At 71.3% G+C, this 25,794-nt stretch carries 21 protein-coding genes and 1 tRNA gene; 13 read left to right on the top strand and 9 right to left on the bottom strand.

Annotation, left to right across the window (positions count from 1 at the left end; all coding sequences use genetic code 11):
• The 3 genes from ACFDTC_RS07225 to ACFDTC_RS07215 all read left to right on the top strand — a co-directional run.
• The coding region (locus ACFDTC_RS07225; RefSeq protein WP_375258210.1) for a DUF192 domain-containing protein at positions 1-440 on the top strand (440 nt) is incomplete at its 5' end.
• A 47-nt stretch (positions 441-487) separates the two neighbouring features.
• A tRNA-Pro gene (locus ACFDTC_RS07220) sits at positions 488-564 on the top strand.
• A gap of 701 nt (positions 565-1,265) precedes the next feature.
• Positions 1,266-4,934, top strand: coding sequence for a vitamin B12-dependent ribonucleotide reductase (locus tag ACFDTC_RS07215; RefSeq protein WP_375258209.1), 3,669 nt, complete (start codon positions 1,266-1,268; stop codon positions 4,932-4,934).
• A gap of 78 nt (positions 4,935-5,012) precedes the next feature.
• Here the strand turns inward: ACFDTC_RS07215 and ACFDTC_RS07210 are convergent, their stop codons facing one another.
• Entirely contained in the window at positions 5,013-5,447 is a 435-nt protein-coding gene (locus tag ACFDTC_RS07210; RefSeq protein ID WP_375258208.1) for a hypothetical protein, read from the bottom strand.
• Between the two features lie 128 nt (positions 5,448-5,575).
• On the bottom strand, positions 5,576-6,484 hold the full coding sequence (locus ACFDTC_RS07205) for a hypothetical protein (protein WP_375258207.1): 909 nt from the start codon (positions 6,482-6,484) through the stop codon (positions 5,576-5,578).
• Positions 6,485-6,703: 219 nt separating this feature from the next.
• Here ACFDTC_RS07205 and ACFDTC_RS07200 point away from each other — a divergent pair, with 219 nt between their 5' ends.
• Positions 6,704-7,543, top strand: a complete 840-nt coding sequence (locus ACFDTC_RS07200; RefSeq protein WP_375258206.1) for a carbon-nitrogen hydrolase family protein — start codon at positions 6,704-6,706, stop codon at positions 7,541-7,543.
• Positions 7,544-7,647: 104 nt separating this feature from the next.
• Here the strand turns inward: ACFDTC_RS07200 and ACFDTC_RS07195 are convergent, their stop codons facing one another.
• The 3 genes from ACFDTC_RS07195 to ACFDTC_RS07185 form a co-directional block, all read right to left on the bottom strand.
• Complete coding sequence (locus ACFDTC_RS07195) at positions 7,648-8,313, bottom strand: D-lyxose/D-mannose family sugar isomerase (RefSeq protein ID WP_375258205.1); 666 nt, start codon at positions 8,311-8,313, stop codon at positions 7,648-7,650.
• Between the two features lie 202 nt (positions 8,314-8,515).
• Positions 8,516-9,325, bottom strand: a complete 810-nt coding sequence (locus ACFDTC_RS07190) for a DUF4198 domain-containing protein (protein WP_375258204.1) — start codon at positions 9,323-9,325, stop codon at positions 8,516-8,518.
• An 81-nt stretch (positions 9,326-9,406) separates the two neighbouring features.
• The gene (locus ACFDTC_RS07185; protein ID WP_375258203.1) at positions 9,407-10,135 is read right to left on the bottom strand and encodes a Crp/Fnr family transcriptional regulator; all 729 of its coding nucleotides are present in this window, start codon (positions 10,133-10,135) and stop codon (positions 9,407-9,409) included.
• A gap of 129 nt (positions 10,136-10,264) precedes the next feature.
• Between ACFDTC_RS07185 and ACFDTC_RS07180 the strand changes: the two genes are divergently transcribed.
• Entirely contained in the window at positions 10,265-10,609 is a 345-nt protein-coding gene (locus tag ACFDTC_RS07180) for a hypothetical protein (RefSeq protein WP_375258202.1), read from the top strand.
• Positions 10,610-10,797: 188 nt separating this feature from the next.
• On the top strand, positions 10,798-12,435 hold the full coding sequence (locus ACFDTC_RS07175) for an ABC transporter permease (RefSeq protein ID WP_375258201.1): 1,638 nt from the start codon (positions 10,798-10,800) through the stop codon (positions 12,433-12,435).
• Between the two features lie 406 nt (positions 12,436-12,841).
• On the opposite strand, the gene ACFDTC_RS07170 is transcribed toward ACFDTC_RS07175, so the two are convergent.
• From ACFDTC_RS07170 to ACFDTC_RS07155, 4 genes are all read right to left on the bottom strand, one after another.
• Positions 12,842-13,858, bottom strand: coding sequence for an extracellular solute-binding protein (locus ACFDTC_RS07170; RefSeq protein ID WP_375258200.1), 1,017 nt, complete (start codon positions 13,856-13,858; stop codon positions 12,842-12,844).
• Positions 13,859-13,972: 114 nt separating this feature from the next.
• Entirely contained in the window at positions 13,973-15,478 is a 1,506-nt protein-coding gene (locus ACFDTC_RS07165) for a glucan biosynthesis protein (protein ID WP_375258199.1), read from the bottom strand.
• A gap of 8 nt (positions 15,479-15,486) precedes the next feature.
• Positions 15,487-17,073, bottom strand: a complete 1,587-nt coding sequence (mdoH, locus tag ACFDTC_RS07160; protein ID WP_375258198.1) for a glucans biosynthesis glucosyltransferase MdoH — start codon at positions 17,071-17,073, stop codon at positions 15,487-15,489.
• 38 nt (positions 17,074-17,111) lie between these two features.
• Positions 17,112-17,708 carry a cytochrome b gene (locus ACFDTC_RS07155; protein WP_375258197.1) on the bottom strand — a complete coding sequence of 199 codons (597 nt, stop codon included), beginning with the start codon at positions 17,706-17,708 and terminating at the stop codon, positions 17,112-17,114.
• Positions 17,709-17,951: 243 nt separating this feature from the next.
• Between ACFDTC_RS07155 and ACFDTC_RS07150 the strand changes: the two genes are divergently transcribed.
• The 7 genes from ACFDTC_RS07150 to ACFDTC_RS07120 all read left to right on the top strand — a co-directional run bounded on the left by ACFDTC_RS07150 (position 17,952) and on the right by ACFDTC_RS07120 (position 25,790).
• Positions 17,952-18,623 (top strand): CDP-alcohol phosphatidyltransferase family protein, encoded by a 672-nt coding sequence (locus tag ACFDTC_RS07150; RefSeq protein WP_375258196.1) that lies wholly within the window; start codon positions 17,952-17,954, stop codon positions 18,621-18,623.
• Positions 18,620-20,263: a sulfatase gene (locus ACFDTC_RS07145; protein WP_375258195.1), complete on the top strand. Its 1,644-nt coding sequence runs from the start codon at positions 18,620-18,622 to the stop codon at positions 20,261-20,263. The genes ACFDTC_RS07150 and ACFDTC_RS07145 overlap by 4 nt, the downstream gene beginning before the upstream one ends.
• Positions 20,260-21,201, top strand: coding sequence for a lysylphosphatidylglycerol synthase transmembrane domain-containing protein (locus tag ACFDTC_RS07140; protein WP_375258194.1), 942 nt, complete (start codon positions 20,260-20,262; stop codon positions 21,199-21,201). The genes ACFDTC_RS07145 and ACFDTC_RS07140 overlap by 4 nt, the downstream gene beginning before the upstream one ends.
• A gap of 183 nt (positions 21,202-21,384) precedes the next feature.
• Positions 21,385-22,347 (top strand): ABC transporter substrate-binding protein, encoded by a 963-nt coding sequence (locus ACFDTC_RS07135; RefSeq protein WP_375258211.1) that lies wholly within the window; start codon positions 21,385-21,387, stop codon positions 22,345-22,347.
• A complete protein-coding gene (locus ACFDTC_RS07130; protein WP_375258193.1) occupies positions 22,334-23,167 on the top strand; it encodes an ABC transporter ATP-binding protein in 834 nt (277 codons plus the stop codon). Before ACFDTC_RS07135 ends, ACFDTC_RS07130 begins: the two co-directional genes overlap by 14 nt.
• A gap of 59 nt (positions 23,168-23,226) precedes the next feature.
• Complete coding sequence (locus tag ACFDTC_RS07125; protein WP_375258192.1) at positions 23,227-24,741, top strand: ABC transporter permease; 1,515 nt, start codon at positions 23,227-23,229, stop codon at positions 24,739-24,741.
• A complete protein-coding gene (locus ACFDTC_RS07120) occupies positions 24,741-25,790 on the top strand; it encodes a glycosyltransferase family 4 protein (protein WP_375258191.1) in 1,050 nt (349 codons plus the stop codon). Before ACFDTC_RS07125 ends, ACFDTC_RS07120 begins: the two co-directional genes overlap by 1 nt.
• Positions 25,791-25,794: the final 4 nt, after the last annotated feature.

Raw genomic sequence — 25,794 nt, 5'->3', positions numbered from 1 at the left:
TGCTCCTCTCCGCCGCCACCGGCGCGCAGGCCCAGGGCGCCTGCGCCGAGGACACGATCTGGCTGCGCGGCGATTTCGGCCAGGCGCGCTTCGGCATCGACGTGGTCGACACCCCCGAGGGCCGCGCCCGCGGCCTGATGTTCGTCGAAGAGATGCCCCGCTCGCGCGGGATGCTCTTCGTCTATCCCGACGAGGCGCCGGTCAGCTTCTGGATGCGCAACACGCTCATCCCGCTCGACATCATCTATGCCGACGGCGACGGCGTCGTGATCAACGTCGCGGCCGAGGCGATCCCGGGCGACGAGACTCCGCTGCCCTCGGGCGGGCCGGCGCAATACGTGCTCGAGATCAACGGCGGCATGGCCGAGGCGATGGGCATCGGCCCCGGCACCCAGATGCGCCACCCGGTGATCGGCCCGACGCCCGCCTGGCCCTGCTGAGATTTCCCCTTTCCACCCCGTCGGCCCGGGGTTAAACGGGCCGCAGTCGGGGCGTAGCGCAGCCTGGTAGCGCGTCTGTTTTGGGTACAGAAGGTCGTGAGTTCGAATCTCGCCGCCCCGACCACCTCCCATTCGCTATCTCATCCACCCGCACGCGATCCGCGTGATCGGCACGCTTGCCGCTTGCGCATGGCCGCCATGCGCCTGCCGTGCAGCCTGCGGAAAACATTAATCTTTCATTAACCAAATCGACTCAGGTGCCGGCATCGGTCACCGCGTCGACGGACGAAATCACGCGCTCTATCGGGCTTGCCTGTTGCCGAACCGCAATATCTGGTGCCGCGCCCGACGATGCCGCATTTTTCTTGGGCGCCGTTAACCTTCCTTAAGCCTGTGGATAAACCTATGGACAGCTGTGAGTTTTTCCAACGTCACAAGGCCCCGCGCGCGTGCCGGGCTGGGAGTGAATCGCCCGCCCTCCGCGGCCGGTCCCGGGCGACCCGCCGGTCAACACCCATAATGAGCCCAAGGCGCCAAAAATTCGTTTGACCCTCTCCCCTGAATTCGTTCAGGTTGTGCAGGTCGGCGGGACACACACAAGATGTGGTGCCGCCGACGGGACAACGGCTCCAAAGACACCCAAGCGACGGGGACCACCCCTGCCGCCTCAGGCGCCTGCATGATGCGGGCCGCCGCCGGTCGGGGCGTGTCCACCGCAGGCGCAGGTCGGCGGAACGAGAGAGAGGCCGGGCGACGACTCGGGCCATGGGACAGGGCAGGCCGAAAACCTGCCGGGCAGCGAAGAACGCACAAGGGGCGACTGGGATGAAGATCGAACGTCACTACACGAAGGCCGGCAAGGACGCGTACGAAGGCATCCCCTTCGCCACCACCACGTCCGAGATCCGCAACCCCGACGGCACGGTCGTCTTCCAGCTCAAGGACATGGAAGTCCCCGCGCGCTGGAGCCAGGTCGCCAGCGACGTCATCGCGCAGAAGTACTTCCGCAAGGCCGGTGTGCCGACCGAGCTCAAGAAGGTCCGCGAGAAGGACGTCCCCGAATTCCTGTGGCGCTCGGTGCCCGCCAACGACGACACCCCCCGCACGGGCGAGACCAGCGCGCGCCAGGTCTTCGACCGGCTCGCCGGCGCCTGGGCCTACTGGGGCTGGAAGGGCGGCTACTTCACCACCGAGGCGGACGCCCGCGCCTACTACGACGAGATGCGGCACATGCTGGCGACGCAGACCGCGGCGCCGAACTCGCCCCAGTGGTTCAACACCGGCCTGCACTGGGCCTACGGCATCGACGGCCCGGGCCAGGGCCACTACTACGTCGATTACCAGACCGGCAAGCTGACCCGCTCGAAATCCGCCTACGAGCATCCCCAGCCGCATGCCTGCTTCATCCAGTCCGTCAAGGACGACCTCGTGTCGGACGGCGGCATCATGGACCTGTGGGTGCGCGAGGCGCGGCTGTTCAAGTACGGCTCGGGCACCGGCACCAACTTCTCCAGCCTGCGCGCCGCGAACGAACCGCTGTCGGGCGGCGGCAAGTCGTCGGGCCTGATGGGCTTCCTCAAGATCGGTGACCGCGCCGCCGGCGCGATCAAGTCGGGCGGCACCACGCGCCGCGCCGCCAAGATGGTCATCTGCGACGTCGACCACCCCGACATCGAGGAATTCGTCGACTGGAAGGTCCTCGAAGAGCAGAAGGTCGCCAGCATCGTCGCCGGCTCGAAGGCGCACGAGAAGGGCCTCAACGCCATCTTCGCCGCGATCAAGGCCTGGGACGGCCGCGAGGAAGACGCCTACGACCCCAAGGTCAACGGCGGCCTCAAGGACGCAATCCGCACCGCCAAGCGCGCCATGATCCCCGAGACCTACGTCAAACGCGTGCTCGACTACGCCAAGCAGGGCTACACCAGCATCGAGTTCCCGACCTACGACACCGACTGGGACTCCGAGGCCTACGCGTCCGTCTCGGGCCAGAACTCGAACAACTCGATCCGCGTCACCGACGCCTTCCTGCAGGCGGTGCGCGAGGACAAGGACTGGGAACTGCTGCGCCGCACCGACGGCAAGGTCGCCAAGACCATCAAGGCGCGCGACCTGTGGGAAAAGGTCGGCCACGCCGCCTGGGCCTGCGCCGATCCGGGCATCCAGTTCCACGACACCGTCAACGCCTGGCACACCTGCCCGACCGACGGCGAGATCCGCGGCTCGAACCCGTGCTCGGAATACATGTTCCTCGACGACACGGCCTGCAACCTCGCGTCGATGAACCTGCTCACCTTCCTCAAGGACGGGGTGTTCGACGCCGAGGCCTACATGCACGCCACGCGTCTGTGGACGCTGACGCTGGAAATCTCGGTCACGATGGCGCAGTTCCCGTCGAAGGAAATCGCGCAGCTGTCCTATGACTTCCGCACGCTGGGCCTGGGCTATGCCAACATCGGTGGCCTGCTGATGAACATGGGCTTCGGCTACGACTCGGTCGAGGGCCGCGCGCTTTGCGGCGCGCTGACCGCGATCATGACCGGCACCGCCTACGCCACCTCGGCCGAGATCGCCGGAGAGCTGGGCGCCTTCTCTGGCTACGAGCGCAACCGCGAGCACATGCTCCGCGTCATCCGCAACCACCGCAACGCGGCCCAGGGCAACGTCGACGGCTACGAGGATCTGGCCGTGCGCCCGGTCGCTCTGGACCACGCCGGATGCCCCGACGCCACGCTGGTCGAACTGGCCATGGCGTCCTGGGACGAGGCGCTGCGCCTCGGCGAGGCCCACGGCTTCCGCAACGCGCAGACCACCGTCATCGCGCCCACCGGCACGATCGGCCTCGTGATGGATTGCGACACGACGGGCATCGAGCCCGACTTCGCCCTGGTGAAGTTCAAGAAGCTCGCCGGCGGCGGTTACTTCAAGATCATCAACCGGTCGGTTCCGGCCGCCCTCGACAACCTGGGCTATTCCTCGGCCCAGATCGAGGAGATCGTCTCCTACGCGGTCGGCCACGGCAGCCTTGGCAACGCGCCCGGCATCAACCACACGGCGCTGATCGGCCACGGCTTCGGCCCCGCGCAGATCGAGAAGGTCGAGCGCGCGCTCGCCTCGGCCTTCGACATCCGCTTCGTGTTCAACCAGTGGACGCTGGGCGAGGAGTTCTGCCGCGAGGCGCTCGGCATCCCGGCCGAGAAGCTGACCGATCCCACCTTCGACCTGCTGCGGCACCTGGGGTTCACCCGCGCCGACATCGAGGCGGCCAACGACCACGTCTGCGGGACCATGACGCTGGAAGGCGCGCCGCACCTCAGCGAGGATCACTACCACATCTTCGACTGCGCCAACCCCTGCGGCAAGAAGGGCAAGCGCTACCTGTCGGTGAACAGCCACATCCACATGATGGCCGCCGCGCAATCCTTCATCTCGGGCGCGATCTCGAAGACGATCAACATGCCCAACGACGCGACGATCGAGGATTGCCAGAAGGCCTACGAACTGTCGTGGTCGCTCGGCGTGAAGGCCAACGCGCTCTACCGCGACGGCTCGAAACTGTCGCAGCCGCTGGCGTCGGCGCTGGTCGAGGATGACGACGAGGCCGCCGAGATCCTGGAAAGCGGCAGCACCCAGGAAAAGGCCGCCGTGCTGGCCGAGAAGGTGGTCGAGAAGATCGTCATCAAGGAGATCGAGCGCGCCCGCGGCCGGTCGAAGATGCCCGAGCGTCGCAAGGGCTACACCCAGAAGGCCGTGGTCGGTGGCCACAAGGTCTACCTGCGCACCGGCGAATACGCCGACGGCCAGCTGGGCGAGATCTTCATCGACATGCACAAGGAAGGCGCCGGCTTCCGCGCGATGATGAACAACTTCGCCATCGCGGTGTCGGTCGGCCTGCAATACGGCGTCCCGCTGGAAGAGTTCGTCGACGCCTTCACCTTCACCAAGTTCGAGCCCGCGGGCATGGTGCAGGGCAACGACAGCATCAAGAACGCGACGTCGATCCTTGACTACATCTTCCGCGAACTGGCGGTGTCCTACCTCGACCGGACCGACCTCGCGCACGTCAAGCCCGAGGGCGCCAGCTTCGACGATCTCGGCCGGGGCGAGGAAGAGGGCGTGTCGAACCTCAAGGAGCTGTCGGACAGCGCCGCGTCGCGCAGCCTCGAGGTGCTGAAGCAGATCAGCTCGACCGGCTACCTGCGCAAGCGCCTGCCGCAGGAACTGGTGGTGCTGCAGGGCGGGCAGGGCATGGCCGCCTTCGTCCCCGGCGCCGACAGCGCCGTCGGCACCATCGTCGCCGAGACGACCCAGGCCATCTCGGCCCGTAGCACGGCCCGCTCGACCACCGCATCGGTCACCCCGCTCGACCAGCGGTCCAAGGCCAAGATGCAGGGCTACGAGGGCGACCCCTGCGGCGAGTGCGGCAACTACACGCTGGTCCGCAACGGCACCTGCATGAAGTGCAACACCTGCGGCGGCACCTCGGGCTGCAGCTGATACCGGGCAAAGACCCACGAGCAGCGAACGCGAAAGGGCCGGCGACACCGCCGGCCCTTTTTCCGTGCGGCGGTCCCGCTACGCCCCGCGCGACGCCGCCCGCGCCCGGCGCGCCTGCGCCAGCCGGCCGGCCTCGTAGGCGGATTTCGGCGACGCCTCCTGCTGCAGACGGGCCTGCGCCTCGCCGATCGTGCCGGGCAGCGGGATGCCGGCGCTGGGGCCGCGGGCCATCTCGAGAACGCTCTGCCCGTGCATCAGCCCGCCCGGCCGGTCGATCGGCGCCCCCGAGGCATCGACGGAGGGGATTATCGGCGGCGGCCGCACGGCCTGCTGCGGGCGCGGATCGCGGGCCATTTCCTGGGCGCCCTTGCCGTGCTGCATCCCGCCGCTCTGGCGCGCGAGGCGCTTGATCGGGCCTTCGCCCTCGAGCTGCGCGGGCGCGCGCGCGACCTTGCCCCGGCCACCCGTCTGGGCGGTCGGCGCGGCAGCGCTGGATGACACAGGCACGGTCATGCTCGGACCCCTCGGAAGGATACGGACAGGCCCCCGCCAGCATTTTCGCGCGCAATCTGGGCAGGATCTGGGCGGCGGCGCGCCGATCGTTCGCGGTGGTTAACGCCGCGGCCCGGCGCGCACCGGCCTCAGGCCATCTCGGCGTCGTCCGGCTCTTCCTCGGGCGTCGCCTCGTCTTGCGCGTCGTCGTCCTCGGGCAGGCTCAGCGCGGCGATTAGGTCCATCCCCTCGACCGACTGGCCCTCGGCCTCCATCTCGGTCAGCGCGGCGTCGTAGGCGGCCAGAAGCTCCTCGCTGTCGGCGAAGCCGTCGGCGTCCGACTCGATGCGGAACGCCTCCTGCGGGTTGCCTTCGGCGTCGAGCTGGTAGAACGCGACGCCCTCGATCTGGTCCAACGGCATCGCCAGGCCATCCTCGACGAGCGTCTCGTAGTAGGCGAGGTAGTTCGCGAAGGTCGGCTCGGTGCCCTCGGGCAGGACGCGGTCGTCGCCTTCCTCACCTTCCGCCTGCAGGTACCAGCCGTTGTCGCCGATGCCGCTCTCGTCGTCGAAATCGCCGAAATAGACCTTGTCGTAGGTCGGCTCTTCGGGCTCTTCCGGTTCCTCGGGCTCTTCGGGCTCCTCACCGGACACGCCCTTGATCGACCCCTCGGGGGTCGTGGTCGAGGTCGCGCGGATGCCGAACACCGCGATCTCGTCGAGGCTGGCGATGTCCAGCTCGATCTTCAGCGTGTCGCCCTCGGTCAGGTAGGTCTCCTTGTCGGTGCCGTCGCGGCCCAGCCCCGGCTTGCTCAGCGCCTCGGCCTGGTCCCACTGCACCGCCTCGCCGTCGAGCTCGGAGCCGGCGCCGTTCATGTTCAGCGGACCCTTCAGGGCCTCGCTGTCGCCCGAAAAGTCGGCATCGCCGAAATAGACGGCGTTCACGTCCATCGCGCCCTCGTCGACCGTGATGTCGGCGAAGAACTTTCCCTCCTGCTCGTAGACGGTGACGGTGTAGCTCAGGCCGTTGTCGACATAGGTGAAGGTCTTGCTGGGCATGGGAAACCTCGCTGGAGTCAGGGCGCAACCTCGGCGCGTCCGGTTGGCGCAAGGGCCGGATGCGTCCAAGTCTTCCTATGTCATCCCCCGCGGCGCCGGCGTGAAATGTGTCGGAAACAGTCTGTTTATCATCCCGCCCGGGTTCAGTTATCGTGCCTGCCGTAGGATCGTAGCGAAAACGGAAACGGCGCGCCGCGCGCCCCTGATCGGACAGGCCCCATGACCACGCCCCTTCGCCTCGCCCTCGGCCAGATGAATTCGGCCGGCACGCATGACGCCAACATCGCCACGATGCGCGACCTGGCCGCGCGCGCCGATGCGGGCGGCGCCCACATGCTCTGCCTGCCCGAGGTCGCGGGCCTGATGCAGCGCGACGGCGCCAAGGCGCGCGCGCAGGTCGTCGAAGCGGGCGCCGACCCGTTCATCGCCGCCTGCCGCGAGGTGGCCGCCGCCCGCGCGCTGTGGATGCAGCCGGGCTCGACCCCCGTTCTGGGCCCCGACGGGCGTTTCCTGAACCACGCCACGATGATCGGGCCCGACGGCGCGCTGGTCGCGGAATACGACAAGATCCACCTCTTCGACGTCGCCATCGAGGGCGAGAAGCCCATCGGCGAATCCAAGCGCTTCGCCCCGGGCGAGACCGGCGTCGTGATCGACACGCCCTGGGGCGCGCTGGGAATGACGATCTGCTACGACCTGCGCTTCCCGCAGCTCTACCGCGCCGAGGCGCAGGCCGGCGCGCGGCTGATCTTCGTGCCCTCGGCCTTCACCGTGCCGACCGGCCGCGCCCACTGGGAGGTGCTGCTGCGCGCCCGCGCGATCGAGACCGGCGCCTGGATCGTCGCCGCCGCCCAGACCGGCGCGCACGAGGACGGGCGCGAGACCTGGGGCCATTCGCTGGTGGTCGATCCCTGGGGCCGCGTGGTCTGCGACATGGGTGACGCGCCGGGCCTCGAGGTGGTCGAGATCGACCTCGACCAGTCCGACAAGGCGCGCAAGCAGATCCCGTCGCTGGCCAACGACCGCCCGTTCACGATCGCCCGCCGCGGCGGGGCGTGACGGGCTGCGGACGGCACGACGAAGCGCCGTCCGCGGTTCTCGTTCTGCGTCAGCTTTGCCGTGTAACGCTTTGATTCATGGCCATAATGCGGCCCATGCGTGGCTCAGTAATCCGCCACCAGCAGGTGCACCGGCGCCTCGTCCTCTGCGATGTCCGAAAAGCGGCCGATCGGCTCGCGGAAGATGTTGTCGGTTTTGTCGTCGTTCACGGTCGAGACCTCGCCGATCAGGCAATCGTCGCCCTCGGCCCAGAAGGCGTGCCAGACGCCCGGCATCAGCGTCACGCTCTCGCCAGGGGCAAGAGCGATGCGCCCGCCCGCGTCGACCGTGCGCTCGACCCCGTCGCAGGGCACCGTGACACGCGCGCTCTCGTCGACGTTGCCGTCGGCATCCGGCGCGAACAGTTCGATCACCAGCGTGCCGCCGCCGCGGTTGATGATGTCCTCGGCCTTCAGGTCGTGGCGGTGCATCGGCGACAGCTGGTCGCGGCGGGTGATCATGATCTTCTCGGCATAGAGCATGCCGCGCCCGCGCTTGAGATCCTCCAGCGCGCCGTTGCGCGTGGTGAACAGGAACAGCCCCATCTCGTCGAAGCGGCCGGCGCCGTAATCGGTGATGTCCCAACCCAGGCCCCGCTCGCGGATCGTCGCGGCCTCGGGCGCGCGCATCTGCTCGGGCGTCCAGTAGGCGAAGGGGGGCAGGATGTGCCCGAAGCGACGGATGAAGGCATCGCCCTCGGCGATGATGCGGTTGACCTCGGACCTTTTCACGGCGCGCTCCCTGTTCGATACGTCGCGCCCCTCATGCCGCAAATCCGTGCCGCTGCACAGGGGGCAGATGACGCGCGCGCCAAGGGGCGGTGCGGGGCGCCCTTTACGGAAAGCGGCGTCGCCCGCGCCAGGCCGGGCGTTTACGTGCCGATCAGAAAGGTCGTCTAACGCATTGCTGCCAGGCGGTTTTGGCTGCGCGCCCTCACTCCGGAACCGCGAAGGTCAGCGATGCCCAGACCGATTCCCACGCCGCGCGGTGGGCGCGGACGATCGACTCGGACGGCTCGCGGATCACCACCGCGTCGACCAGGTATTCGTGCCCCGGCGCGACCGCGACGGTCGCGAGTCCCCCGGCGTCGGTCCGGATCTCGCGCGCCTCGACGCTGCCGTCGGGCGCGCGGTCGAACACCGCGACCTGCGTGTCGGCCAGCGGCGCGCCCTGGTAATATAGCCGCACCGCCACGCCGTCGCCCGTGGGCTCGGTATAGGGGTTGGTCTCGGCCACCAGCTCGATCTCCATCCCCCGGCGTGCATCCGCGCCCGCGCCGTCGCCGATCGCGACCAGCGCCTTGGCGTAGCGGGCATAGGCCTCGAAGATCGTCTCCTCGGGCAGGCCTCTCTCGCGGTGCTGCTCGACCGCCCAGGCGGAATCCTTGCTTTCGGCGAAGCGCGCGAAATCCTCGAGCGTGTCGTAGATCACCACCATGTGCTCGGTCTGGTAGAGCAGCGTCGTCAGCCCCGTGCCCGCGGGCTTCAGCGCGATCGCCGGCTTGCTGAGCCCCCCGGTGTTGAGCGCCACCGTCGCGTCGCCCCGGAACGCCTCGGCGCGGATCGGCTTGGCGGTCGCCGCCGACAGCTCGGTGCCCTCGAAGGTCTCGCCGTTGCGCAGCCGCGCGGTGATCACCTCGTCCTGCGGCACCTGGAAGGCGTCCGGCTCGATCCAGAACTCGTGCGCGCGCAGCGGCAGCGCGGCAAGGCAGAGGGCGGCGACGAGGGGGACGAGACGGGTCATGGCTTCTCCGGTACTGGCGGCATCGGGCCCACGCGTGGCGGGCACGGGGTCAGATGGGCCGCGGCGGCGGCGCGGCAAGGGTCAGATCAGCGGCCGCGTACCCTGCTGGCGCATCGCGGTGCCCACCAGCCGCTCCAGCCCCGGGCGGTCGTGGATCGTCAGCTGGCGGTCGCGCAGCGTCACCAGCCCGTCGTTGCGCAGCTGCGCCAGCGTCTTGTTGGTGTGCACCACCGACAGCCCCAGCGCGTCGGCCAGGTCGTGCTGGCGGAACGGCATCGGCGCCACCCCGTTGCGCACCAGCCCCGAGGTCTCGGACCGGTCCATCAGCCGCATCAGCGCCCAGGCCACCCGCGCCCGCGCGCCCTGTTGGCCGACCGTGGCCAGCGCCTCGGCCAGCATCGATTCCTCCTCGGCCGCGAGCCACGTCAGATCGAACGCCCGCTGCGGGCTGTCGCGGTAGAGCCGCACCAGGTCGCCGCGGTCGAACACGCACAGCAGCATCGGCGTCACCGCCGTGACCGAATGCTCCATCTCGTGCATCACCGCGGCCTGCAAGCCCAGGAAATCGCCCGGAAAGACGAAGCCCAGCACCTGCCGCTCGCCGTTCTCCAGCGACTTGAAGCGCAGCGCCTGGCCCTCGAGAACCGTGAACAGCTGGGGCGAGCTCGACCCTTCCGACAGGATCGGCATGCCGGCCTCGACGCGCAGCTCGCCGCGCTTGAGCGCCTCGGTGACGGCCAGTTCCTCGGGCGTCAGGTTCTGAAAGGTCGGAAGAGCCCGCAGGGGGCAGGTTCGGCAGGGGATCTGCATGTTTTTGGATGCCTATGTCACAGGTTAATGCCGGACCCGGGCGACAGGTCTACGGTGAGGCCGAATCAGAAAGGTCATTTCGAGCATATGCTGGATGTTCTCATCGTAGAAAGCGACCCTGTCATCGCCATGGATCTGAGCGATTCGGTCCTGAGTCGCGACGCGCGGGCGCGGGTGGCGATCCGGTCCGAAACCCTGGTCCAGGCCGAGCCCGCGCTGATCGGCGGCGGGCACAGCCACGCGTTCCTGCGCATGCCGCGCCGCAACGCGATCGACGTGGCGGTCCGCGTGGCGCACCTCCTGTCCGAGGCCGGCACCAAGGTGGTCCTGCACGGGGCCGAGACCATGCCCGAGGCGCTGCGCGCCGTGCCCCGCGTGTCGATCCTGCCGTTTCCCTTCACCGCGCGCGACGTCGCGTGCTGCATCGCCGGCGACCCCTGTCCGCCCTGCGATCCGATCGTGCCGGCGGCGTAAAACCCCCCTGCGCGGTCCGCGCCGCGGCCTCCCGCCCCCCTGGCCGCGGCGCGGCTGACCGCCCGGCCGACCACGCGACCACCGCGACGCGCACCGACCAGCGCCGCCTTGAGCCCGCGCTGCGGCTTGCGTCCCGGCCCCCCGAACAGGTAACCAGACCGCCGAGACAGCGGGGATACGGGCAGGGCATGCGCAAGGGATTTCACGCCGAGCACGGGCTCGCGGCGGTGGCGGTGTTCGTCGCACTGGTCTGCGCGCTGCCGCATCTCGGCGTGATCGCCGCGGCGCTGAGCGGGCAGGGCGACACGCTGCCCCACCTGATCGACACCGTGCTGCCGCGCTACACGATCACCACGATCGCGCTGGTCGCCCTGGTGGGCGCGGGCACCTTCGTGATCGGCACCGGCGCCGCCTGGCTGGTGGTGATGACCGAGTTTCCCGGCCGCCGCTGGCTCGAGATCGCGCTGGTGATCCCGCTCGCCTTCCCGGCCTACGTGCTGGCCTACGCCTATACCGACCTGCTGGACCATCCGGGCCTGGTGCAGGCCACCCTGCGCGAGGTGACCGGCTGGGGCCCGCGCGACTACTGGTTCCCCGAGATCCGCAGCTTGGGTGGTGCGGCGGCGATGCTGACGCTGGTGCTCTACCCCTATGTATACCTTCTTGCGCGCGCCGCCTTCGTCGGCCAGTCGGCCACCACCTTCTACGCCGCGCGCGCGTTGGGGCGCTCGCCCACGCGGGCTTTCCTGTCGGTCTCGCTACCGATGGCGCGCCCGGCGATCGCCGCCGGCGTGCTGCTGGCCGCGATGGAGACGATCGCCGATTTCGGCACGGTCAGCTATTTCGGCGTGCAGACCTTCGCCACGGGCATCTACCAGAGCTGGTTCTCGATGGCCGACCGCGCGGCCGCGGCGCAGCTGTCGCTGGGTCTTCTGACCTTCGCGCTGGTGCTGGCGGGGATGGAGCGGTCGAGCCGCGGCCGCGCCCGCTACGACGCCGGCCGGCGGCAAGAGGTCATGGCCCGCATGCCGCTGTCGGGCGCGCAGGGCTGGGCCGCCAGCCTCGCCTGCATCGTGCCGGTGACCTTCGGCCTCGTCGTGCCGGTGCTGACGCTGTCGTTCATGGCCGTGGGTTCGGGGCAGGACCTGCTGTCGGACCGCTACATCGGCTTCGTGCGCAACTCGCTGGTGCTGGCGGCCACGGCGGCTGCGCTGACGGTGCTGGCCGCGAACCTTCTGGGCTCGTACCACCGGGTGCGGCAGGGGCGTCTCTCGGCCTCGGCGATCTACATCGCGCGGCTGGGCTACGCGGTGCCCGGCGGCGTGATCGCGGTCGGGCTGCTGGTGCCCTTCGCGGGCTTCGACAACGCGCTCGACGCCTGGATGCGGCAGACCTTCGACGTCTCGACGGGGCTGCTCTTCACCGGCTCGATCTGGCTGCTGGTCGCGGCCTACATGATCCGCTTCCTCGCCGCCGCCATCGGCGCCTACGAGGGCGGCATCGCCGCGGTCAGCGACAACATCGACGCGGCGGCGCGGGTGCTGGGCCAGAACGCCTTCGGCGTGGTGCGCCGGGTGCACGTGCCGATTCTGACGCCGTCGCTGCTGACCGCCGCGCTGATCGTCTTCGTCGACGTGATGAAGGAACTGCCCGCGACGCTCATCATGCGGCCGTTCAACTTCGACACGTTGGCGGTGCAGGCCTACCGCCTCGCCGCGGACGAGCGCCTCGACGGCGCCGCCGTGCCCAGCCTGGTGATCGCGCTGATCGGCCTCGTGCCGGTGGCGCTGCTGTGCCGCCAGGTCGCGCTGAACCGCAACAGCTAGCAATTTCGCGCTGAACCGCGACAGCTGAAGCGTTTGGCTGAATCGCGACGGCTGAAGCCCCGCGCCGACCCGCCATGACCTGACGCCTCGGGGCGTGTCATGGCTCTCCGACCACCCGCCAACACCCGCGCATCCTGGCCCGAACCCGCCGTCCGCGCGACCCCGCTCACGCCCCCAATTCCTAACGCTTCCTGAATCCGTCTCTGTAACCAATTGATTTTCCGTACCCGTCTCCGTGTCCCATCGTGGGACACCCCTGCAGCTTCACCTTGGCCTGGATCCTCCGCGGGAGGCGCGACGCGCCGGGGACAGCGCCCCCGACCCGACCCGGACCACGCGCCCGCCGGACACGAAAAAGGCGCGGCCCCAAGGGGACCGCGCCGCGAAACCGTTCGGAAGGGGAAACTTACTCCCAGCCGGCCTCGTTGAAGATTTCCTGCGCCTGGCCCAGGTGCTCGGCCACGGCCGACAGGTCGACGTCGTCGGCGGTGAACTCGCCCAGCTGGTCGACCGCTTCGGTGGTCTCGACGCCCTCGACGGCCGGGTACTCGTTGTTGCCCGCCGCGAAGTACTGCTGCGCGCTGTCCGAGGCCAGGTACTCGAGGAACGCGACCGCGTTGTCGCGGTTGGGCGCGTTCGCCGCCACGCCGCCGCCCGACAGGTTGACGTGCGCGCCGGTGGTGTCCTGGTTCGGGAAGACCCAGCCGATGTTGTCGATGCCGCCGGTCACGCCGTCGACGTCCTCGGCCAGCGCGCGGGCGAAGTAGTAGGTGTTCGACACCGCGATGTCGCACTCGCCCGAGACGATGCCGCGCAGCTGGTCGGTGTCGCCGCCCTGCGGGTCGCGCGCCATGTTCTCGACGATGCCGTTGGCCCATTCGCGGGCGGCTTCCTCGCCCTGGTTCTCGATGATCGAGGCCAGCAGCGTCTGGTTGTAGGTGTTGGTCGAGGAGCGGATGCAGATCATGTCGTCATAGGCCGGGTCCGCGAGGTCCATGTAGGTCTGCGGCGGGTTTTCCACGTCGGTCTTGTCGTAGAAGATGATCCGCCCGCGCAGCGAGAAGCCGAACCACTGGTTGTCGGCGTCCTGGTACTGGCCGGGGATGCGCTCTTCCAGCACGTCGGACTCGACCGCTTGCAGGACGCCCGCGTCCTTGGCGCGCTTCAGGCGCGACGTGTCGACCGTCAGCAGCACGTCCGCGGGCGAGTTCGCGCCCTCGGCTTCCATGCGCGCGATCAACTCGTCGGCGTTGCCCTCGATGCGGTTGATCGTGATGCCGGTCTGGTCCTCGAAGTCCGAATACAGACGCTCGTCCGTGTCGTAGTGGCGCGAGGAATAGAGGTTCAGCTCGCCCTGCGCGAGGGCGGGCGCGGCGGTGGCGGCCATCGCCAGGGCCATGATAGAAACGGTCGTGTAGCGCATGGAGTAGCTCCCGTCAGGTTAATGTTGACTGCTTTGGTCAGATACCAGAGCGCCAGATCGGGTCAACACTTTTCCGAGTTTTTCAGTCGGATTCGGGGTACGGCTCGCGTGGCCTCAATTCCCGCCGTCGCGTGCTCGCGTCCAGCGGTGCAGCCACACCGGCGAGGCGGCGCGCCCGTCCGCAAAGCGCAGCGCGGCGCGCAGCTCGACCGCGTCGGCGTCACCCGGGGCCAGCAGGAAGCTTGCCCGCAGCCGGCCGCCGGGGATCGGGTGCAGCGTCTCGCCGGTTACGGTGCCGGCATTGCTGCCGAGGTCCAGCGCGACGCCTTCGGGCGCGTCCTCGTAGTCGATCACGTAGCGCAGCGCGCCCGACAGGTCGTGCTGCCGGCCCGACCGCGTCTGCACGATCCGCGCGGGCGACCGCGTGTCCGGCGCGTCGGCGGTCCAGTCGATGCGGTAGTCGAAGCGGTGCTCGCTGCGCGCCTCGAGCGGCGCCTCGGGCCGCCAGAACGCGACGATGTTGTCCATGAACTCGTCACCGGTCGGGATCTCGACCAGCATCACGGCGCCGCGTCCCCAGTCCCCAGCCGGCGTCACCCGGGCCGAGGGGCGGCGGTCGTAGCGCGCCTCGGCGTCCTCGTAATCCGCGAAACCGCGCGCCGTCTGGTACAGCCCGAAGGCGCCCGGATCCTCGTCGGCGAAGGCCGAGGTCTGCAGCGTCGCGGGGTTCGCGATCGGCCGCCACAGCGTGTCGCCGGCGCCGTTGGCAATCACCAGCACGTCGCTGTCGTGCACGCGGGGCCGGAAGTCGTCCGACACCGCCGCGCGCAGCGGGCCCTTGAGATACATCGAGGTCAGCGGCGCGATCCCCACGTCCGTCAGCCGCCGGCGCGGCATCAGCGTCACCGACAGGTCCAGCCGCGTCGTCTCGCCCGGATGCGCGACCATGGTCATGTGGCCGGCCAGCGACGGGCTGTCGATCACCGCCTCGAGCCGCGCGGCGCCGCCTTGGGGCGGGTGCAGTCGCAGGCGGGTGAAGCGGGGAAACTCCTCTGGCGCGGCGCCGCCGGTGCCCAGGGCCACGGCGCGCGCGGACAGGCCGTATTGCATGGCCCGGCCCACCGCACGGAAGTAGCTTGCGCCCTGCAGGACCAGGAATTCGTCCATCACGCCCGGCCGGTCGATCGGGTGGCGCAGGCGCAGCCCCGAGAAGCCCGCGCCGGGCGCCTCGTCCGGGACCGCGCCGAAACGATCGGCGCCGAAGTCGAACAGCGTGGGCGAGAACGGAACCGTGGCCCAGCCGTCGCCGTCCGGCAGCTCGACCGTCACCGCGTTCTGGTAGAACAGCCCCGGCGGCAGCAGGTCGACGACGAAGTCCTGCCCCAGCTCCAGCCCCGCGCTGCGGCCGTCGATGGGCCGGATCGAGCGGTAGGCGTCGTAGTCGAGCCCGGCGAAGGGTGGCGGCAACGGACCCGACGGCGCCCGGTAGGGCCGCCGCGCCAGCGCGCGCGCCTCGTCCAGCAGGCTGGCGGGACCGGCGGCGAAGACCGGCCTTGGCAGGAACAAGCCTGCGCCCAAGGCCGCGAGCCCGCCGAGGAACCCGCGCCGGGGCATCAGCATCGCGCGCCTCATGCCGTGACGACCGGCCGGGCCAGCCAGCGCACCAGCCAGGGGGCGATCAGCAGCGGGCCGAGCACCGGCATCATCCACGCGAGCGCCTCGGGGTCGATGGCGAAGACCAGCGCCGCCAGCGCCGCGCCGGTCACGGCCTCGAGCCAGCCGGCGGGCAGGGCGCGCACGCGGCCGCGAGTCTTCCAGCCGCAATCGCGGCCCAGGGCCACCGCGCCGATGGCCAGCGTCTGCCGCAGCATCACCAGCGGCGCGATCAGCGCCGAGACGCAAAGTTCCGCCAGTGCCGCGCGCCACAGCAGGCGGTTGCGGCGCGGATGGCCGCGCCGGTGCAGGCGCCACAGCCCGCAGGCCTTCGGCGTCAGCAGCAGCACGGCGACGGCAACGGCGGGCCAGACGCTGGTCACCGGCGCATGGCCGGTGGCGGCCAGCAGCAGCAGCGCCAGCCACAGCGGCGCCACGGCGTAGCCCAGCACGCCCGCGGCCATGTGTGCGCGGCTGAGCGGGTGCAGCCCCGGCGCCGTCAGCAGGCGCAGGTGCTGCAGGTTGCCCTGGCACCAGCGGCGGTCGCGGCGGTGGAATTCTTCCAGCGTTGCGGGCGGCTCCTCGGCGCTGCCGGCGGTGTCCGGGTCGAAGGCGACGGCCCAGCCGGCGCGGCGCAGGAACGCGGCCTCGACCACGTCGTGCGACAGCACCGGGCCGCCCATCGGCGCGGCCCCCGGCAGCACCGGCAGGTAGGCCGCGGCGTCGTGGAAGGCGCGCACGCGGATCAGCGCGTTGTGCCCCCAGTAATTGCTGGTCCGGCCCGACCAGGCCGCCAGCCCGGCGACGAAGCTCGGCCCCATCAGCCGCGCGGCCAGCCGCTGCGACCGGGCGAAACGCGTGTCGGTGCCGGTCTGCGCGATCCCCGCCTGCAGCAGGCCAAGACCGGGCGTCTGTTCCATCCGGTGGATCAGCCGCGCGATGCGACCCGCGGACATGCGGCTGTCGGCGTCCATCACCAGCATAAAGTCGTAGCCGCGGCCGCGGGTCTCCAGCCACTCGGCGATGTTGCCGGGCTTGCGGCCGGTGTTGCGCAACCGGCGGCGGTAGCGCAGCAGCCCGGCCTCCATCAGGGGGGCGAAGGCACGGCGCTCGGCGCGCACGGCGTCCTTGCCAGAGGTGTCCGACAGCACCGAGATGCGCACGCTGCCGTGCAGGCCCAGCCGGTCGAGCGCACGGCGCAGGGCGGCGGCGCGGGCGGCCACCGGGGCGGGCGTCTCGCCGCACACCATGATCAGGATCGCGGTGCGGCTGCTGGGGCGCCATCCGAACGGCAGCTTCGTCACCGGCGCGGGCGGCAGCATCACGCCCAGAAGCGCGGTCGCGGCTCCGCCGGCGATCCAGGCGGTGACCGGCACCAGCAGCGCGAGGCTGGCGATCGTCCAGGGCGTCCAGGTCTCGGTGCCGGCGACGGCAAGCGCGACGACCAGCGCGGTGGCGGCGACGACCATCGCCGCGAAGAGCGCGCGCACCGTGGCGGTGGCGGGCTGGCCCTGCGCGTGCTCGAAGGGACGAGGCGCCGCGACGGGGACGGATTTCGCCATCGGAATGGCGCGGGAAGGGGCTAGGGATATCATGTGACTCAGCGCGATGCGCCCATTGGTGGCCAGATTCGCGCGACCACGCCGTCGCGCCGCACCAGACCGTGGTACAGCGCGGCGCCGACATGCACCGCGATCAGGCAAAGCAGCGCCCAGGCGCCATAAAAGTGCACCGCCTGCGCCAGGTCCTCGAGGGAGTCCGAGCGCGGGACGATGGTGGGAATGCCGAGCGCGTCCAGCCCCTCGATCGGGAAGCCGCCGGCGCGGACGCGCAGGTAGCCGCTGATCGGCATGACGAACAGAAGGACGTACAGCGCGACGTGGTTCGCCTCGGCCGCGAGGTGCTGCCAGCGCGGCAGTGGCGGCAGCGGCGGCGTCGGATGGCGCAGCCGGTGGACCAGCCGGATCAGCATCAGGACGAAGACGACCGGCCCGAGGTTCTTGTGCAGGATGAATAGCGTATCCTGCAGCGGCCGGGACAGGCCGTCCTGGATCATCAGGAATCCGACCGGGATCAGCACCAGAACCGCGAGAACCACGAGCCAATGCAGCGCACGGAGCGTCGCGTGATGTCGCGCCGGTGCGGGGCTGCCTGGGCCGTGGCGGTCAGGCGCGCGGCGGGTGGAGAAGTCGGACATCGGAAAGCTCCTGACGACCCGGCGATAGCTAGCGACACTTTGCCGCTTATCAAGCCCGTTCCGCGTGTCGCTCGGCGGATATTCGCGCGTCGGGGACGGGCTTGACGGTCGGCGGGCGACGCTATCTACCCTGCGATGAACGCACACGACACGTTTCGCACCAGACGCATGGACCGCCCCGTCGAGCCCCGCATCGCGCCGCCGCCCTTGGGTGATCGCGGAGGGCTGCCCAAGGGGCATCCGGTGCCCGGATTCGGAGGCGCGCTGGCCGCGGCGGCGGTCGCGCTGCTGGGGGCGCTGGCGGTGATCGACGCGCCGCGCGGGGCGAGCGCGGCGTCGCTTGTGGCCGCAGCGCTCGGTGCCTCGGCAATCGCGGTGCTGGCGGCGCGGCATTATCCGCATGCGCGGTTCGGCCCGTGCAACGGCGTCACGCTGCTGCGCGGCGCACTGGCGGTGGCTCTGGTGGCGCCGCTGGCGGCGGGCATGGCAGCTGGGTGGATCGTGGCCGCGATCGCCGGCCTCGCGCTGGCGCTCGACGGCATCGACGGCTGGCTCGCCCGCAGGCAGGGCCTCGTGTCGCGCTTCGGCGCGGCCTTCGACATGGAGGTCGACGCCGTGCTCGCCGCGCTTCTGGCCGCGCACGGCGCGCTGGCCGGCCTGCCGCTGCCGGCGATGCTGGTGCTGGGCGGTGCGCGCTACGCTTTCGTCGCCGCCGCGCGGGTCTGGCCGTGGCTTTCGGCGCCGCTGCCGCCCGCGCTGTGGCGCAAGGCGGTCTGCGTGGCGCAGATCGGCGCGCTGATCGCCCTGCAATTGCCGGGCCTTCCGGCTGCGCAGCCGCTGGCCTGGGTCGCGGCAGTGCTGGTCCTGTCTTCCTTCGCGCGCGACATCGTGTGGCTGAGGGCGCGGGCCCGGTGAGACAGGCGCCGACGCCCGTCGCGGCGCAGCTGGGCCTGATCGCCGCGACCGCCATCCTGTACCTCGTACTGGCGCAGCCGAACCATCCCGCCGCGCTGGCCTGGGACATGCTGCTGGTCTTCCCGCTCGAACTGCCGGTGATCGTGCTGGGCCTCGCCCTGCTGCGCCCGGGCCGCGCGGGGCAGGCGGTGCGCGCGCTTCTGGTGGCCGCACTGACGCTGCTGGCGGCGCTGAAGGCCGCGGACTTCGCCATGTTCTCGGCGCTCGCGCGCGGATTCAACCCGGTCGGGGACTTCCCGCTGATCGTCTCGGCCTGGCAACTGGCTTCGGCGGCGGTGGGCCCGTGGATGGCGGCGCTGGCGGTGGCGGGCGCGGTGGCTGCGCTGGCGCTGATCGTCGCCCTGCTGTGGTGGGCGACGGGAATCTGGCTGCGCTTGCGCCCGCCCGGGTCGGCGCGCTTGGCCGCGCTGCCGGCGCTGGCCGTGGCCGCAGCGCTGGCAGTGGCGCAGATCGGCATGGCGCAGGGCCGCTGGGAGGCCGCCGATTTGCCCGTGGCGCCGCCCGGCGCCGCCTTCACCGCGCGTTACGCGGTCGAGCGCGTGGCCCTCGTCCGCGACACCTGGGCCGACCTGCGCGCCTTCCGTGCCGCCGCGCGCGACGACCCGCAGGCCGAACGACCCGGCGCCTTCGCGGCGCTGGACACCGACCTGCTGGTGATCTTCGTCGAATCCTACGGCCGCGCCAGCCACGACGGCTCGCCGCATGCCGATCGGCACCGAGACACGCTGCGGGCGGCCGAGGCGGCGCTGCGCGACGCGAGCTTCGCCATGCGCTCGGGCTTCGTCACCTCGCCCACGCGCGGCGGGCAAAGCTGGCTTGCGCACATCACAACCGCGACCGGGCTGTGGGCGAACGACCAGTCGCGCTACCTCGCGGCGCTGGCAAGCGGCCGGCAGGGGCTGTTCCACATCGCGCAGGACGCCGGCCTGCACACCGCGGCGGTGATGCCCGCGATCACGCTCGACTGGCCCGAGGCGCTGCGCATGGGTTTCGACACGGTGCTGGCGGCGGCCGACATGGGCTACGAAGGCCTGCCCTTCAACTGGGTGACGATGCCCGACCAGTTCACCCTGACCGTGGTCGACCGCCTGCGCGACGCCACCCAAGGCACGCTGGTCGCGCAGGTCGCGCTGATCTCGTCCCACGCGCCCTGGGTGCCGGTGCCGGAGATGGTGCCCTGGGACGCGGTGGGCGACGGCCGCGTCTTCGACGCGATGGCGCAGAACGGCGACCCGCCCGAGGTGGTCTGGCGCGACACCGACCGCGTGCGCGCGCAGTACCGCGCGGCGATCGACTATTCGCTGCGCGTGACCTTCGACTGGGCGGCGCGGCAGGCGGGCCCCGACGCGCCGCTGCTGATCGTTCTGGGCGACCACCAGGCCGCCGGCTTCGTCGCGCAGGACGACCGCGCCGACGTGCCGGTGCACGTCATCGGCCCGCCCGATCTGGTGTCACGATTCGACGGCTGGGGCTGGCATGACGGCATGCTTCCGCCTATGGGTGCGCCGGTGAACGGAATGGACACCTTGCGCGACCGCATCCTGCACGCCCTCGGCCCCAACGAGCGGGCCGGGCGATGAGTCTCGACCCCGTGACCCGCAGCCGGCTGTTGACCATCGGCAAGTTCGGCCTCGCCGTGGCGTTGATCGTCGCGATCCTGTCGGCGGTCGACGGGCGCGAAGCGTGGCGCATGCTGCGCTCGGCCGACCCGGCGTGGCTGCTGCTCGCCTTCGCGCTGCTGAGCCTGCAGACGGTGCTGTCGGCGGTGCGCTGGCGGCTGACCGCGCGGCAGCTCGACCAGCGCATCGGCCTGATGCGCGCGATCCGCGAATACTATCTCAGCCAGGTGATCAACCAGTCGCTGCCCGGCGGCATGCTCGGCGATGCCGGCCGCGCCATGCGCGCGCGGGGCCAGGCCGGGCTGCGGCTGGCCAGCCTCGGCGTCGCGCTCGAGCGGCTGGCCGGGCAGGTGGCGATGGCGGCGGTGATGGCCGCGGGCCTCGTCGCCGCGGTGGCGGTCGACGGCGGGCTGCAGCCGCCGACCTGGCTGGCGGGCACCGTGGCTGCGATCTGTGCCGGGCTGGCCGGGGCCGCCTTCGTCGCACACATGGCCGGCGCGCTGCCGGGCGCGGTCGGTCGCGCCATGGGCGGCTTCGTCGTGGACGCGCGGCGCGCGCTGACGGCGCCGGGCGTGCTGTGGTGGCAGATCGGGCTCAGCCTTGCCACCGCCGCGTGCAACCTGCTGGCCTTCGCCGCGTGCGCGCGGGCGATCGGCATCGCCCTGCCGGCGGGCGCGGTCGCGGTGCTGGTGCCGCTGATCCTGTTCGCCATGCTGATCCCGATCACCGTCGCCGGCTGGGGCCTGCGCGAGGGGGCTGCCGCGGCGCTGCTGCCGCTGGCGGGCACGTCCGGCGCGGCGGGTCTGGCCGCTTCGGTCGCCTTCGGGCTGGTCTTTCTGGCGGCGGTGCTGCCGGGCCTCTGGCCGCTGCTGGCCAGCCGGCGCGCCACCACGCACTGACGCCTGATTTCACGCCCCCGAATGACCGGAGATGCGCGCGAGGGCGACACGCACGCCACCTTCTTCACGCACCGCGTGCACGCGCGCTTGCCGCCGGGTCAATGACCGCTAGAATTTCCGATCATGACATACATTCATCGCAAGACCCGTAACCCCCTTTCGACATTGTCGCGCCGCCAGCTGATGGTTGGCGGCGCGGCCGGTCTCGGCGCGCTGGCGCTGGGGCCCTCGGTGGCGCGCGCGCAGACCGCCGCCGCCCTTCAGCTGTCCTGGCTGCACTCGGTGCAGTTCGCGGGCAGCTACCTCGCGCAAGCGCGCGGCTTCTGGGCCGACGAGGGCCTCGAGGTCTCGCTGCGGCAAGGCGGACCCAACGCGCCGGTCGAACCGCCAGTCGTATCCGGCGCGGCGCTGATGGGCATCTCGGCCGCGGATTACACCGCCGCCGCGGTGGCCGAGGGCGCGCCCTTCAAGATCCTCGCCGTGGCGATGCAGAAGAACCCCTTCGTCATCGCCTCGCTGCCGGAAAACCCGGTCAACGTGCCCGCGGATCTCGAGGGCAAGCGCATCGGCATGGCGCTGGCGAACACGCCAGTCCTGCAGGCGCTCTGCACGCTCAACGACGTCGACATCGACGCGATCGAGATCGTGCCGACGCAGTATTCCGCCCAGCCGCTGGTGGCGGGCGAGGTCGACTGCCTGCTGTGCTGGGAAACCGACCTGCCGGTCGCGATGATCGTGCAGGGACTCGAGCCGCTGACCATGCTCATGGCCGATCACGGCTACGCGGTCCATTCGCAGACCTACATCGCGACCGAGGACAGCCTTGCCAACCGCCGCGCCGATCTGGTGGCGATGCTCAAGGGCGAGGTCGAGGGCTGGAACGCCTACCGCGCCGATCTCGACGAGGCGGTGCGCGTGACGCTCGAGATGTTCCCCGACGCCGGGCTGGACCAGCAGACGCAGCTGCTGCAGGCCGAACGGCAGGTGCCGCTGATGTTCTCGGACCTGACGGACGCGAACGGCTTCGGCTGGTGGACCGACGAGACCGTGCAGGCCAACATCGAGACGCTGGCGCTGCTGGGCCGCGACGTGTCGCCCGACCTGTGGGACCGCTCGATCCTCGAAGAGGTCCATGACGGCGCCTGAGCCGAAGGCCGGGCCGGAGCGCGCGCGCGCGGGCGAAACCCCGCCGCCGCGGATCGTCTGCAGCGGCCTCGGCCGGCGCTTCGGCGAAACCGACGTGGTGCGCCCGCTCGACCTGGTGATCGAGGCGGGGCGCACCACCGCGCTGGTCGGCCCGTCGGGCTGCGGCAAGTCCACGCTGCTGCGCCTGATCGCCGGGCTCGACACGCCGTCGCAGGGCAGCGTCGAGATCGACGGCCGGCCGCCCCGCGCCACGCGCGAGGCCGGCGGGCTGTCGGTGGCGTTCCAGGATCCGTCGCTGCTGCCTTGGCGCAGCGTGCGCGGCAACATCACGTTGGCCCTGCGGCTGGCGCGGCGCCGCGTCGATCGGGCCGCGGTCAACCGCCTGATCGCGCTGGTGGGCCTTGCCGGGTTCGAGGACACGCGCCCCGCGCAGCTCTCGGGCGGCATGCGCCAGCGCGCCGCGATGGCCCGCGCGATGGCGACCGAGCCGGGCCTGCTGCTGCTCGACGAGCCCTTCGGCGCCGTCGACGCGCTGACCCGCGCGCAACTGGCGCAGGACCTGCCCAAGCTGTGGGAGGCGCGGCGCACCACGACTCTGCTGGTGACCCATTCCATCGACGAGGCTGTCGCCCTGTCGGACCGCGTGCTGGTGCTCAGCGCGCGTCCGGCCACGATCGTCGCCGACATCGCGATCGACCTGCCGCGCCCGCGCCCCGACAGCATCGCGCGCAGCGACGCCTTCCGTGACCTCGCCGACGCGGTCGAGGCGGCGCTGTCGCGCGGCAGCGCGGGCCCCACCGACCGCCTGGCGGCGCAATGACCGACGCGATCGGCACACCGGCCGCGCGCTTCGGCGCCCCTGCCGCGCTAGGGCCAATCATGCTGCTCGTGCTGTGGGAGGGGCTGGGCCACCTGCCGGACCTCGCACTTCTGGTGGCGCCCCCCTCGGCCATCCTCCTCTACCTCTGGACCAATGCCGGGCTGATGGCGCGCGCCCTGACCGAGACGCTGACCAACGCCGCCTGGGGGTTCGCCGCCGGCAATCTCGCCGCCATCGCGCTGGCCGCGCTCGCCATGCTGCTGCCACGGGCCGAGCGGATCGTGGCCGGCCTCGCGCTGCTGGTGTTCTGTCTGCCGCTGGTCGCCACCGGACCGATCCTGCGGGTGCTCTACGGCCCCGGTCCCGGCCCGCAGATCACGCTGGCGGCACTGGCGGTCTACTACACCACCTTCGTGCCGCTGCTGGTGGGCCTGCGCGCGGCGCCGTCCACGTGGTTCGACCTGGTGCGCAGCTACGGACGCGGGCGCGGCGCCGCGCTGATCCACGTGCGCACCATGGCGTCGCTGCCCTACCTCTTCGCCGGGCTGCAGATCGCGGCGCCCGCCGCTGTCCTCGGCGCCATGGTGGGCGAGTTCACCGGGGCCGAGCGTGGCATGGGCGTGCTGACCGTGCGCGCGATGCGGGCGCTGGACGTCGACGCCACCTGGGCGCTGGCGACCGTGGCGGCGGCCATCTCGACCCTGGCCTACGCGGGCGTCGGCGCGCTCGGCCGGCGGATGCTGCCCGACGCGCCGCCGGTGATCCTGTCGCCCCCGCGAGAGCCGGGCCGCGCCGCGCGCTGGTGGCAGGCGCCGCTGCGCGCGCTGGCGGTTCTGGCCGTGGCGCTGGTCGCGTGGTGGGCCGCGATGGCGCTGTCGGGCCTCAGCCCGTTCTTCGCCAAGCGCCCGGGCGACGTGTGGGACGCGCTGGTGTCCGACGCGGATGCCGCGCAGACCCGTGCGACGCTGCTGGCGGCGATGGCGCAGACCGGCGCCGCGGTGGTGCCGGGCTACCTCGCGGGGCTGGCGCTCGGCGCGGGGCTTGCGGTGGCGCTGGTGCTGCGGCCGGGCATCGCCTCGGTCGCGATGCCGGTGGCCGTCGCACTGCGGGCGGTGCCAATCGTGACCACCGCGCCGCTGGTTGTGCTGGCGCTGGGGCGCGGCATGACCGGGTCGGTCACGCTGGTCGCGGTGATGGTGTTCTTCCCCGCCTTCGTCGCCTGCCTGCACGGGCTGGCGCGCGCGCCGGGGCAGGCGGTCGACGTGTTCGACGCCTACGCCGCGGGGCCGGTCGCGCGCATGATCCACCTGCGCCTGCCAGCGATGCTGCCCGCCTTCTTCGCCGCCGCGCGCATGACCGTGCCGGCCGCCGTTCTGGCCGTCACGGTGGTCGAGTGGCTGGCGACCGGGCAGGGGGTGGGTGCGCTGATGGCGCTGTCGGCCTCGCTGTCGGATTACGACATGCTGTGGAGCGCGGTCGTCGTGGTCGCGGTACTGTCGGCCGCGGGCTACGCCGCCGTCGGCTGGGTCGAGGCGCGGGTGCTCGCGCGCTTCGCCCCGGAGCAACTGGCCTGATGCGCCCCGCCTCGAAACCGGCCGCCTACGCCATCCCCGGCGACATCACCACGCTCACCGGCGGCTACATCTACGAGCGTCGGATGCTCGAAGGCCTGCGCGCGCAGGGCCGCGACATGCGGCACCTTGAACTTCAGGACGGCTTTCCCTTTCCCGACGCCGCCGCGATGGCCGACGCGATCGCGCAGCTGCGCGCGCTGCCGCCCGACCGGCCGGTGATCCTCGACGGGCTGGTCTTCGGTTCGATCGACCCCGAAGGATTGGCGCGTGTGACCGCGCCCGTGGTGGCGATGGTCCACCATCCCCTCGCGCTCGAGAACGGGCTGGAGCCCGCGCAGGCGGACCACCTCTACCGCACCGAGCGCGCCAACCTCGCCCTCGTCGCGCACGTGCTGGTGCCCAGCCCGCACACGCGGTCGATCCTGGTCGAGCGCTACGACGTCGCACCGGACCGCATCACCGTGGCCCCGCCCGGCACCGACCGGCCGACCACCGCGCCCGCGCCCGCGACGCCGCCGCTGATCCTGTCGGTCGGCATCCAGCACCCGCGCAAGGGGCACGACGTGCTGATCGCCGCGCTGATGCAGCTTGTCGACCTCGACTGGCGCGCGGTCATCGTGGGCCAGCCGTGGGACGCGGCCCATGCCGCGCAACTGGCCGGGATGGCGGCGCAAAGCGGCCTCGGCGCGCGGCTGGATCTGGCGGGCCGGGTCGAGCAGGCGCGGCTGGACACGCTCTGGTCTCAGTCGTCGGTCTTCGCTCTGGCCACCCGATACGAGGGCTACGGCATCGTCTTCGACGAGGCGCTGGTGCGCGGCCTGCCCATCGTCAGCTGCGCCACCGGCGCCGTGCCCGACACGGTGCCGCAGGGCGCGGGCCTGCTGGTGCCGCCCGACGACGCCCGCGCTTTCGCCGATGCGCTGCGACGGGTGCTTACGGGGTCGGCCCTGCGCCAATCCCTCGCCGCGGCCTCGGCGGCGGCGGGCGCGCGCCTGCCGTCGTGGGACGACACCGCCCGCATCGCGGGCGAAGTCCTCGACGCGCTTTAGGCCG

The organism is Citreimonas sp. (genome assembly GCF_042096055.1).
In the GTDB taxonomy this organism is placed as follows: Bacteria; Pseudomonadota; Alphaproteobacteria; order Rhodobacterales; family Rhodobacteraceae; genus Citreimonas.
This window is presented reverse-complemented; position numbering and strand designations above follow the sequence as displayed.